Source organism: Hominimerdicola alba 8, from assembly GCF_000178155.2.
GTDB classification, from domain to species: Bacteria; Bacillota; Clostridia; order Oscillospirales; family Ruminococcaceae; genus Hominimerdicola; species Hominimerdicola alba_C.
Window position 1 is genome coordinate 109,369 of record NZ_ADKM02000122.1, and the last position, 12,565, is coordinate 121,933.

The 12,565-nt window shown below is 45.1% G+C and carries 8 protein-coding genes; all 8 read left to right on the forward strand.

Going from position 1 to position 12,565, the window contains the following annotated elements; genetic code table 11:
- The first annotated feature begins 7 nt into the window (after positions 1-7).
- Positions 8-3,355 (forward strand): PD-(D/E)XK nuclease family protein, encoded by a 3,348-nt coding sequence (locus CUS_RS14645; RefSeq protein ID WP_002851976.1) that lies wholly within the window; start codon positions 8-10, stop codon positions 3,353-3,355.
- Positions 3,352-7,056: a UvrD-helicase domain-containing protein gene (locus tag CUS_RS14650; protein WP_002852174.1), complete on the forward strand. Its 3,705-nt coding sequence runs from the start codon at positions 3,352-3,354 to the stop codon at positions 7,054-7,056. Before CUS_RS14645 ends, CUS_RS14650 begins: the two co-directional genes overlap by 4 nt.
- Before the next feature lie 104 nt (positions 7,057-7,160).
- Positions 7,161-9,026: a TIGR03960 family B12-binding radical SAM protein gene (locus tag CUS_RS14655; RefSeq protein ID WP_002852053.1), complete on the forward strand. Its 1,866-nt coding sequence runs from the start codon at positions 7,161-7,163 to the stop codon at positions 9,024-9,026.
- On the forward strand, positions 9,001-9,708 hold the full coding sequence (locus tag CUS_RS14660; protein ID WP_002852287.1) for a TIGR03936 family radical SAM-associated protein: 708 nt from the start codon (positions 9,001-9,003) through the stop codon (positions 9,706-9,708). The genes CUS_RS14655 and CUS_RS14660 overlap by 26 nt, the downstream gene beginning before the upstream one ends.
- 178 nt (positions 9,709-9,886) lie before the next feature.
- On the forward strand, positions 9,887-10,228 hold the full coding sequence (rplS, locus tag CUS_RS14665; RefSeq protein ID WP_002852304.1) for a 50S ribosomal protein L19: 342 nt from the start codon (positions 9,887-9,889) through the stop codon (positions 10,226-10,228).
- A gap of 175 nt (positions 10,229-10,403) precedes the next feature.
- A complete protein-coding gene (gene lepB, locus CUS_RS14670) occupies positions 10,404-11,063 on the forward strand; it encodes a signal peptidase I (protein ID WP_002852273.1) in 660 nt (219 codons plus the stop codon).
- 2 nt (positions 11,064-11,065) lie between these two features.
- Positions 11,066-11,653 (forward strand): signal peptidase I, encoded by a 588-nt coding sequence (gene lepB, locus CUS_RS14675; protein ID WP_002852000.1) that lies wholly within the window; start codon positions 11,066-11,068, stop codon positions 11,651-11,653.
- An 18-nt stretch (positions 11,654-11,671) separates the two neighbouring features.
- Positions 11,672-12,565 carry a ribosome biogenesis GTPase YlqF gene (gene ylqF, locus CUS_RS14680; RefSeq protein ID WP_002852231.1) on the forward strand — a complete coding sequence of 298 codons (894 nt, stop codon included), beginning with the start codon at positions 11,672-11,674 and terminating at the stop codon, positions 12,563-12,565.

The window sequence follows — 12,565 nt, forward strand, 5'->3', positions numbered from 1 at the left end:
GCTGATAATGCTTGAGATACTCACAGGCGGTATAAAAAGCCGCAGGGAAGAACTTTTTATAGATAAGATATGTTCAGCGGCAGCGGAAGAAAAGGACGTGCTTGTGATCGTACCCGATCAGTTTTCATTTGAGTATGACAAGATGCTTTATGAAAGATTGGGCGCACAGCTGTTCAATAAGATAGAAACGAACGGCTTCAATCGTCTTGCAGAGGAGATAGTTGACGAATTCGGCAGCAAAGCTAAGGACTCAGCTAACGACAATGCGCAGATGATCCTTATGTACCGCGCTGTGAAGAAATTCAGCAGAGAGGGTGCGGTGAGGTATTATAAGAACAGTCTTAACAAGTCATCGTTCATAGCTGAACTTCTCAGACTTCTTCCGCAGCTAAGACAAAGCGGCATTACGCCTGAGGTCTTGCAGCTTGCAGGCGAAAGGCTTGAGGGTTCAGTATCGCTGAAACTTCTTGACCTTACTCAGATATTCACCTATTATCTTGAAGAACTTGAACGTGCGAATATGACCGACTCACTTTCTATAATGGAAGAAGCGGTAGAACTTGCTGATATCAACAATTTGTTTGACGGCAGACAGGTATTTGTTTCTGCATTCACAGACTTCTCTTATGATGAGCGCAGAATGCTTGAGATATGTGTGAGAAAGGCTGAGAAGCTGACTGTTTCGCTGCTGCTTGATGATAATTTTGTAAAGCGCTGCCGCACTCATCCGTTTGATGTGACTGTGGGTACTCAGCAAAAGCTGGTCGATATGGCAAAAGACCATAACAAAGAGATACGCTTTACCCATGCAGAAGATGCAGTATGCGAGTCGTGGGATATAATGCTGCTTTCAGAGCGCCTTTATGATCTTGACCGCAAAGAATACCATACTGCAAACGACAGCGTGCAGGTAATGGCGGCAGATGATATGTATGAAGAAGCTGACTACATCTGTGCTGAGATATGTCAGCTTGTCAGCAGCAAAAAATATGTTTACAATGATATAGTTGTGGCAGTGCGCGATATGAGCAATTTCGGCAGTGTCATAGCAAGCGCACTGGAAAAATACGATATACCTTATTTTCTTGACAAGCGCGACAGTGTTGATGCGTCAGCTATAGTTCATTATATCTGCAATATTTTCAAGACTGTCCTTACAAGAAAATTCAGGACGGAGAATATTCTTAAACTGATAAAATCGCCGCTGTTCGGTCTGCTTAACTACGAGATATGTGATCTTGAGGATTACTGTGTACGATGGGGCGTTGACGGCGACATGTGGCTTGAACCATTCACTGCTGAGCCTGATGGTGTCGGACTTGAAAGAATAAATGACCTGAGGGCTAAAGTCATAGAACCATTGATAAAATTCAAAAACGCCTGCAAAGATACCACCGCAGAACAGATCTCGCTGGCGTTTTATGAGTTGCTGGGCGAACTTAAGATCTCTGAGCAGACCTATTCACTGGTGAAAAGAGTTAGTACTTCTGACAACGAGAGCGACCTTGAAATGTCACGCGGACTTAAACAGCTGTGGACGATGAGCCTTTCTGCCGTAAAATCGATACATAATATACTCGGCAAGGAGAAAATCTCGCTTAGGTCATATTTTGATCTTTATGAACTTATGCTCTCACAGATGAAAGTATCTTCTCCGCCGCAGAAACTCGACTGTGTGCGTGTTATAGATGCAGGTCATTCGAGGATAGGCGAAGTGAGGGTCGTTTTTGCCGCAGAAGTAAATGATGGTATCTTCCCGTCATCGGTAAAGAACGGCGGACTGATGACAGAGCATGAAAAAAATCTGCTAAAGCTGAAAGAGAACATTCTGATAGAGTCAAATGCCCTGAGTGATCTTATGCACGAAAAACTTGCGGCATATTCTGTGCTGTGTGCGCCTGATGACAGGCTGTATGTCACCTATTCCCGCGCTGACCTGCTGGGCAACAGAAAAAGACCTTCTTCTCTTGTAAGGGAAGTCAAGGAAGTTCTGGGCGTAAAGGAAAAGAGCATAAACACTCTTCCTGTGGATTTCTTCTGCACTTCCATGAAGACTGCTTACAGCAAGTATATCGAACATTCGCGTGACAACACAGCGGCTGTAAGCAGTATCAGGGATTCACTGATGGTATCGCGTGAATACTATGAAAAGCTGTCTGCACTGAAACAGGCGAATGCCAAAGAACCTTTCAGGCTTTCAAAAGAGTCCGCTAAAGAAGCGTTTTTTGCAGGTGAAACAGCGGAAGTTTCTCCTACAAAGCTGGATAATTATTTCAAGTGTCCGTTTATGTACTTCTGCAACTACGGGCTTCACCTCAGCCGTTCAGAAAAGCTGGATATGGACGGGCTGAACAAGGGTCTTATGATACATGAAGTGCTTGAAAAAGCGATCAGCACAGAGAATATCACACCTGAAGAGAGCCGCAGGCAGTTCCTTGAAATGGATGAGGAAAAGATCACCGAACTTGTCGAGAACAGTTTCAACAACTACTACAGCGAAGTTTTCTGCGGCGATTTCGGCAAGACAAAAACATTTGTCTATCGCTTTGAATCTATGAAAAAGCAAGCATTCAACATAGTGAAATATGTTCAGAAAGAACTGGCGGCAGGCAGTTTTGCACCTGTTGTTACTGAATACAAACTGAAAAATGAAGAGGGTGAAGACCATCTTGACCTGACTTTGAAAGACGGCAGGCATATCGTACTGATAGGTACCATCGACCGCGCTGATATCCTGGAGGAAGACGGCAAAAAGTATGTGCGGATAATCGACTACAAATTCCGCAAACATGCTAAATTTGATCTTGGCGAACTTTACTGCGGACTAAATCTGCAAATGCTGATATACCTGTCGATACTGCTTGAAACAGGCAATCCGATCAACACGGATATGGAATTGCATCAGGCGGGCGTGTTCTACCTCAAACTTATCGGTGACGGCAGTGATTATTCTGCTGACAGGGAGATATCAGAAGACGAACTTTACAAGGCAGCCTGTGTTTCTGCGATCAATTCTTTCTCGCGAAAGGGCAGGATATCTGATGTGGCGGCGATCAATCAGAAGCTGGACAGTGAGATCGGCAAAACTGCACTGGGCAACCTGACTATGAGCGACCCGATGTTTACGGCAATGAGGATATTTGCAAAACGAAAGGTCATTGAGTATGGCGACAGGCTTTTAGACGGAGATATAAATGCCGACCCGCTGGAAGACATCTGCGGCTACTGCCGATATTCAGGTATTTGCGGCAGAGCTTTCCCCGATGAGCCGCGCAAGGGCAGTGCTGAGCAAATGAAAGAAGTTCTTGAAGATATAGTAAAGGAAAACGAAGATAAAGGGGAGGGAGAAGCATGAAAGTCAACTGGACAGAAGATCAGGAAAAAGCCATAAAATCTTTCGGCAGGGGAGTGACCGTTTCGGCGGCGGCAGGAAGCGGCAAGACGGCTGTTCTTATAGAGAGGATAATCCGCCTGCTGACCGACAAGGAAAAAAAGATACCTGCCGATAAACTGCTTGCTGTGACTTTTACCATAGATGCAGCCGCACAGATGCGTGACAAGCTGAATGCAGCCTTTGAGAAAAAACTCAGGGAAGATCCAAATGACACTTGGGTACTTCAGCAGCAGGAACTTGTTCAGCTGGCGCGTATCTCGACCATAGACTCCTTCTGTTTTGACATGGTAAAGGAAAACCTTAATCAGTTTGCGTTCACGGGAGGTCTGAAAATTCTGGGTGATGCTGAGCGTGAACTGGTATTCGATACAGCTTTTGAGCAGGCTGCAGAAGAACTATGCGGTGATGACCACGATACATATGCGTTTATAGACAATTATTTTTCTGTGGAAAAAGGCGAACTGAAAAGCGCTGTAAGATCGCTGTATGAACATTTGCAGTCGATATGTCACACCGATAAGTGGATAAGGGAAACTTCTGAGAAATACCACAGTGAAAGATATTTTGAAGAGTTATACAACAACGCTTTTGAGCGTTTTGATAAAAAACTTGCAGAAGCCAAAAGGCTGCTGGAAGATGCGAGATACTGCTTTAACTACACTGTAACTGCGGGTACTGATACTTTCCGTTTTTGCGATGCTTTCAAAGCTGCTGAAGAAAACTTTGTCAGATGCAGTGACCTGTACAGCGGTTATGAACTTGCAGCAAAGCACCGTGACGGTGAGGCTTTCGGAAAAATAGGATTTGACAAGTACAAACCTCTTCGGATATCAGGCAAACAGCCCGAAGATGTCAAAGCTATACTTACAGATGTAAAGGAACGATTCAAGCAGGATATAGGCGATGTTGCATCGATACTGCGTAGTGCAGCTTTCGGGCTTGATTTGTCAAAAGAACATCTCAGAGCAAGTCTTGATGAAGCTGAGAAGCTGTTCAGCGCAATGTGTGACCTTGAAAGGCGCGTTGAGGAGATATCATATGATATCAAGCTGGAGAGAAATGCAGTGGATTTCAGCGATATCGAACTGATGACTAAAAATCTTCTGGTAAAAGAAACAGAGGACGGTTTTGAGCGCACCGAACTTGCAGAGGAGATACGATCGGGTAATTTCTATGAGATAATTATGATCGATGAATATCAGGACGTCAACGACATACAGGAAATGATATTCAAGGCGGTATCTGATACTGACGATCTGCGTTTTATGGGCAAGAACACCTTTATAGTCGGTGATATGAAACAGGCTATATACGGCTTCCGCAAGACAAATCCGGAACTTTTCAAGACCTGCATCGAACTTGCACGCGACCATGCTGAGGAAAGGTCACTTGAACATATCAGTCTGCAAAAGAACTTCCGAAGCAGGAAAGAGGTCATTGCTCTGTCAAATTATCTCTTTGAAACGCTTATGAGCGAGGGCTGCGGTCAGGTGGACTACGACGATGGTGAGAGGCTCGAAGCAGGTGCAAAATACACCGAGCGTGATTGCCCGGCTGAGGTCATGCTGGTAGATGTGCCGGATGATAAGAGCGGCAGTATACCTGCGGAATTTGAGCGAGTGGCTGTGCGAATCAAAAAGATGATCGATAATGGCGATCCCGTTTGTGAAGATGGCGTAGACAGACCTTGCAGGCAGTCGGATTTCTGCATACTCGTCAATACAAACGACAATATCAGACAGGCGGCTGATGCGCTTTCTGCGGTCGGGCTGAGGGCTTTTTGCGAAGACACTGACGGTTACATAAAATCCCGTGAGATATCGCTGGCTCTTGATGTGCTGAGAAGTGTTGACAACCCGATGAACGACATAGCACTGGCAGCTGTGATGATGTCGCCAATAATGGGATTTACGCCTGATGACATGACAAGAGTGAGGATAAAGTGCCGTTCGGATAAAACAAAAAAACTCAACCACATTTATCAGATACTCAGTGGCGCTTCGAGAGAACCGAACACTGATGAAAAGTATGCCAAATACGTTGACATGGGCGATGAAGTACTTCAGGCAAAGTGCCGCGAAGCATTTGATATGATAGAATCGCTGCGTTACTGTTCGATGAGCATGAGCCTTGAAAGGCTGATAAGGCAGATCTTCGACAAGACCGACCTTATGGGTATCACCTCGCTTTATCTTGACTCGGCAAAAAAGCGTGCAAATCTTCGCCTGCTCCTACAGTACGCGGGTGATTACGAACGAAGCGGAAATGAGGGTGTGACAGGCTTTCTTCGGTTCATCGACTCGGTTTCGGGGAATGACAAAGCGTTCAAAAATGCCGTGTCTGTTACATCTGACGGTGATTCGGTAAACATAAAGACATACCACAAATCAAAGGGTCTGGAATACCCATTTGTGTTTCTGTGTACGCTTTCTAAAAAGCTGGTGCGTGATGATGCGCGCGGCGACATGATAAGGCTTCATAAATCCGAAGGCTGTGCGTTCAGGCTGAAAAACACAAGGCTCAACGTTGAACGTGTCAATCTCTACTATGACTACTTGACAGAACTGCTCGACCGTGAGCAGAAGAGCGAAAAAATGCGTCTTTTCTATGTGGGCTGCACAAGGGCAAAAGAGAAGCTGATACTTGTCTTCTCAAACGAAAAAACAGGCAGGACGAACCATGATAGGATAAGACAGATGTTATGTGATGCGGTCAGGGATTCTGAGATATTTGATAAGATCCCTGCCAATATTGCAGCTGAACAGGACAGTATGCTGGCGTGGGCAGTAATGGCTCTGGCTAAGCTGGACGGCTGCGGACATCTTGAAGAATGGCTGGGTATGGCGCTTGACGATGTAAAGAAAATATCACCGAAAGAGCAGGTCAGCCTGACATATTATGAAGATGATACAGAGGCAGTACGGAAAGGTGATGATGAGGAAGATGCTGAGGTCATCCGTGTGGGTGCTGACCCCGCTATAGTCGCTCGGCTGCTGAAAAAATATAAGACAGCATACAGCACATCAGAAAGTCTTCTCCCGGCAAAGCTGACAGTTACAGAGATAGTCACAGCTGAAAAGACAAAGGAATTTGGCAGTAAAAATCCCGAATTTTTCCCGAACCTGCCGAAATTGACAGAAGAACTTGACAAGCTGACAGCTGCCGAGCGCGGAACTTACACCCATAAGTTCATGGAACTTGCAGACTACAAAAAAGCGGCGGAAAATGTCAGGAACGAACTAGAAAGGCTCAAAAACATTGGCAGAATGACTGAGCGCGAAGCAAAGGGCGTTTATGTTGACAGGCTTGAAAAGTTTGTCAAGACAGATTTTTTTGCACGAATGATGGCTTCGTCGGATCTTCGCCGTGAGCAAAAATTCTTAGCTTCGGTAAAAGACTTGAAACTTGGCGATAAACTGAAAGACTATACGACTGAAAACGGCTACATACAGGGCATCGCTGACTGCATCTTCAAGGAAGAGGACGGCTGGGTGCTTGTAGATTACAAGACCGACAACTTCAAAGACAAAGATGACATGAGAAAGTACGGCACACAGCTTATGCTTTACAAGGCTGCGTTTGAACTGCTGTTCGGGGAACGTGTGAAGAGCAGTTATATCTATTCGTTCAAGCTGGGCGAGGGGCTTGAATTTGATCTTTAAATTTTTTCCGATGTTCTGTGGGGCATCGGAAATTTTTTTGTTGATTTTTGCGGACGGTCATGTTATAATATAATAAATATCTATCATAAGCGGGAGTGAGAAGTATGGAAGAGATCAAAAACAAACTTGAAAAGATACTGTTAAAAGCGAACAAACCAGCCCGCTATATTGGCGGTGAGATAGGCAGTGTCGTAAAAGACAGGGAAAAGGTAGATGTGCGCTTCGCATTCTGTTTTCCTGATACTTATGATGTCGGTATGTCGCATCTCGGTATGAAGATACTGTACGGTCTGAAAAATCAGGTGCCCAACTGGTGGTGTGAGCGCGTTTTTATGCCTGAAAAAGACTTTGAAATGCTGATGCGTGAGAACGATATCCCTCTCTATGGGCTGGAAAGCCTTGACCCTATAAAGGATTTTGACTTTATAGGCTTCACATTGCAGTATGAACTTTCTTATAATAATGTACTGCAAATGCTTGACCTTGCGGGACTTCCCGTACTTGCAAAAGAGAGGACTTCATTGACACCGCTTGTGGTGGGCGGAGGTCCTTGTGTCTGCAATCCTGAACCAATGACTGATTTCTTTGACCTGTTCATTCTGGGAGAGGGCGAAGAGGTCAACCTTGAACTGCTGAGATTATATGAAAAAATGAAGCCTTCATGTCCTACAAAAGAGGAATTCCTGCGGGAAGCTGCAAAAATAGAGGGCATTTATGTGCCGCGCTTTTACGATGTGGATTACAATGAAGACGGCACTGTAAAAAGCATAACACCAAATGTTCCCGAAACGCCTGCAAGGGTCAGAAAGCGCGTTATCGCTGACTTTGACAAGGTGTATTACCCTGACAGCTTTGTTGTGCCTTTCAGCGAGATAGTCCACGACCGCTCGGTAGTTGAGGTGCTTCGCGGCTGTATAAGAGGGTGTCGTTTCTGTCAGGCAGGATTTATTTACAGACCGTTTCGTGAAAAAAATATTGACACAATAAAAAATGAAACAAAGTCGCTGTGTGAGCAGACCGGTTATGAAGAAGTTTCGCTGTCATCACTTTCGACCAGTGACCACACAAAGATAAACGAACTGCTGACCAGTCTTTCCGAGTACACTGACGGTGAAAAAGTCAACCTTGCACTGCCGTCACTCAGACTTGACAGCTTCAATGAAGAACTTCTGGAAAGGATACAGGCTGTACGAAAAAGCGGACTGACTTTCGCACCTGAAGCGGGCACTCAGCGGCTTCGTGATGTCATCAACAAGAACATTACCGAAGAAGAGATAATGAGCACCTGCAAAATGGCTTTTGAGTGGGGGTATACGCAGGTAAAGCTGTATTTTATGATGGGGCAGCCCACCGAGACAGATGACGATATACGCGGAATAGCTGAACTTTCAGACAAAATATTGCAGCTATACTTTGAAACGCCTATGGAAAAGCGCGGGCGTTCGGTACAGATAGCGGTATCAACTGCTACTTTTGTGCCAAAGCCTTTTACGCCTTTTGAGTTTGAGCCGCAGGCAACGGAAGAACAGATACATCACAAGCAGGAAGTTCTTAAGTCTGCTGTACGCAGCAAGAAGATACGTCTGAGTCTGCATTATTCAAACACTTCGGTGCTGGAGGCGGTGCTTGCACGCGGCGACAGACGTGTCGGCAAGGCAATATACTCAGCGTGGAAAAAGGGCTGCTATATGGACAGCTGGGATGAGCATTTTCAGTTTGACAAATGGCTTGAGGCTTTTGCTGAAACAGGCATAGATACAGCTTTTTACGCAAACCGCACCAGAAGCTACGATGAGGTCGCACCGTGGTCGCACCTTGATTATCTGGTGTCGCACGAATTTCTTGTACGTGAGAATAAAAAGGCTCACCTTGCACAAACGACCCGCAACTGCAAAGAAGGCTGTTCGGGTTGTGGTGTAAGACCCGAATGCGGAGGTGTTTATTGTGGCAGACAAAAGACTTCAACCTAAAAATGTCAATCTGCGTCCCGACAGATTTGAGAGGCGGGTGGTATACGAAAAGTGCGGCAGAGCGAAATATATATCACACCTTGACCTGATGCGCGCGATGCAGAGAGCGATAAAGCGCTCAAAACTGCCCATCTGGTATACACAAGGATTCAATCCGCGCATATATATAATGTTCCCGCTGACCCTTTCGCTGGGATTTGAAAGCAAGGTGGAGGTAATGGATATCGCTCTGCTTGAAGATATTGATTTCGATGAAGTTGTGAAAGCACTGGATGCGCAGATGCCTGAGGGCATGAAGATAGTCAGCTGCGGAATACCTGTCCACAGCCATACCGAGATAACTTATGCTGAATACAGCATAAGAATGGTCACTGACAGGTCATCGGAAGAAACGATGGGACTTTTTGAAGACTTTCTGTCAAAGGATAAGATAGAAATAGAGAAGCGCAGCAAGAAAAAGACTGTCAATATCGTTGATATCAGACCATCTTTGGATGTAAAGGAAATGTCAGCTGATACCGATGGGTTCAGGCTGTCGATAAGGCTGCCCGCAGGCGGAAATTTTAACCTGAATGCAAATGTAGTGGCTGAAACATTTCTTGGCATGTATGGTCTTAACAATGAAGAGATTTGTATAGAACGCACAAAAATCCTTTTGGCTGATGGCGAAGATTTTTGCTGACAGACTCTTGAAAATCAAGCAGGAATATGATATAATATTTAAGCATTTGAATGACCGTCGGCATCCCCGACGAGAGTTAATGCCTGCCTAAGGGCAAGACATTGAAGAGGACGGTCCTCTGGCTGCATATGTTAATGGCAGCGAATGAACGTCTGTAAATTAAAGGAGGAATTTTAAAGTGGATGCTTTAAAGCAGATCGCACAGGCAAGCATGAAGAAAGACGCACCCGTAGTTAACGTAGGTGATACCGTTAAGGTACACGTACAGATCACTGAGGGTGACAAGTCCAGAATCCAGGTATTCGAGGGCACAGTTATTGCTAAGAAGCATGGCGGCATCAGCGAGACCTTCACTGTTAGAAGAGTAGCACACGGCTGCGGTATCGAGAGAGTATTCCCTGTACATTCGCCTGCTGTTGCTAAGGTTGAGGTAGTTAGAAGCGGTAAGGTTCGCAGAGCTAAGCTGTACTATCTCCGTGACAGAGTTGGTAAGGCTGCCAAGGTCAAGGAAGCAAGATAATTCTTCTTATAAAAGAGTCGGCGTATGTCGGCTCTTTTTGTTTATACGGAAAAGTTTAACAAAATAAGTATAAAAATCATTTTTTTTGAAAAAACACTTGTAATTTCTGTTTGGATTTGTTATAATGTAGTGTATATGAGTAATTTTGTATTCATACAGAAAAAGGAGAATTACTATGAGCGATAAGGTAGAAAAGACAAACGAAGAAGAGCAGAAGATAAATAAAGTTACCGAAGAAGAGATAGAGGCAGTTAAAAAGGCTGAACCCGATGACATAAAAGCGAAAGAGCCACTGGATATTAAGAACGAGATACTCGAATGGTTCGAGTCATTCGTGTTTGCCATGCTGATAGTTCAGTTGGTGTTCATATTCATTTTCAGGATCGTTATGGTAGACGGCAGGTCGATGAACAACACACTTTCTGACGGCGACAGACTGATAATGACCCATGTTAACTATACACCTGAACGAGATGATGTTGTAGTCGTTGACAGTGATGCAGCGGGTAAGATACTCATAAAGCGCGTTATAGGTATTGAGGGTGACAAAATAAAGATCGACTACACAAATAACCATGTATATGTAAACGGTCAGCAGATCTCCAACGAACATATCAAGGAGATAATGATAGATAACGGCTATTTTGACCGTACATACATGACCGAAAACGGCGTGTATGAATATGAAGTACCTGAAAACTGCGTTTTTGTTATGGGTGATAACAGAAATGACTCAAAAGACAGCAGAAGCATCGGTTATGTACCCGAAGAGTCTATAATGGGCAAGGCTGTTTTCAGGATATTCCCGCTGAACCAGCTGGGCAAAGTTGACTGATAATGCACTGCATTTCGGGCAGAAAGAATGAGGCGGCATCGCAGGCAGAAAGCAATTTTCTTGATCGGCTCACTGCTTTTGTGAATGCTGTGCTCGCTGTTATGCTGGTGTATTCTTTCCTGCTTGAACCCGTTAGAGTTGACGGCGTTTCTATGGAAGATACGCTCTTTGATAACGACAGGCTTATTATCAGAACGCTCTTTTACAAGCCGGCGAGGGGCGATGTCGTAGTCTGCCGGAGTGATATGCTGGGTGAACTGATAATAAAACGTGTTATCGCGCTGGGCGGTCAACGGGTGACTATAGACTATGAAGAAGGTGTAGTCACGGTGGACGGTGAGGCGATAGCTGAACCTTATGTAAAGTATCATTCCTTTGATGACAACGGCAGCTTTGATACGAAATATTATGACCCCGAAAGGGGAGTTTACGAATATGAAGTACCTGCGGGAAGCGTGTTCCTGATGGGTGATAATCGCAATCATTCAAATGACAGCAGAAAATTTGGTGCTGTCAGTGAAAGTGATGTGGTCGGCAAAGCTGTGTTCAGATTTTATTCGGAACGCGCTAAAACAGGTAAGATAAAGTGATGAAAGGAGGCGGCTGAGATGAGTGAAGCTGCTAAAGTGCAGTGGTTTCCGGGACACATGTCAAAGACCCGAAGAATAATGGCTTCAAATCTTAAGCTGGTAGATGCGGTGGTGGAGATCACCGATGCAAGGATACCTTATTCCAGCCGTAACCCTGAAATAAAGAAGATATGCGGCAGTAAGCCGAGAATGGTCTTGCTGAACAAGGCAGACTCGGCTGACCCTGATATAACTTCCATGTGGATAGAATATTATAAAAAACAGGGTGTTCCTGCATTGGCAACTGACTGCCGAAGCGGAAGGAATGTCAGCAAATTCTACCCCATGCTGAAAGAACTGCTGAGTGAACAGATAGAAAAATGGGATACTCGCGGTATGACGGGCAGACCTATCAGAATGATGATAGTCGGTATACCGAATGTGGGCAAGTCATCTTTTATAAACAGACTGGCAGGTGCAAAACTGGCAAAGGTCGAGGACAGACCGGGTGTCACACGCGGCAAACAATGGGTCGCACTTGATGAAGGTTTTGAGCTGCTGGATATGCCCGGCGTTCTTTGGCCAAAATTCGATGATAAGCTGGTGGGTGAGCGGTTGGCGTTCACAGGGGCAGTCAAGGACGTTATACTTGATACCGAGTATCTGGCTTGCAGGTTACTGGAATATCTTAATGATGATTATCCGGAACTGCTGACCGATCGTTATGGCATATCACTTGATGACCTGCCTGAACCTATGGACGAGATGCAGGGCTGTGTCAAAGGCTATGAACTGCTGGAGCGTGTTGGCAGAAAGCGCGGTTTTCTGATATCAGGCGGCGAGATAAATACCGAACGTGCAGCAAATACTGTACTTGATGAATTTCGCGGCGGAAAACTCGGCAGATTGTCACTTGAAAAGCCGAAGGGGTGA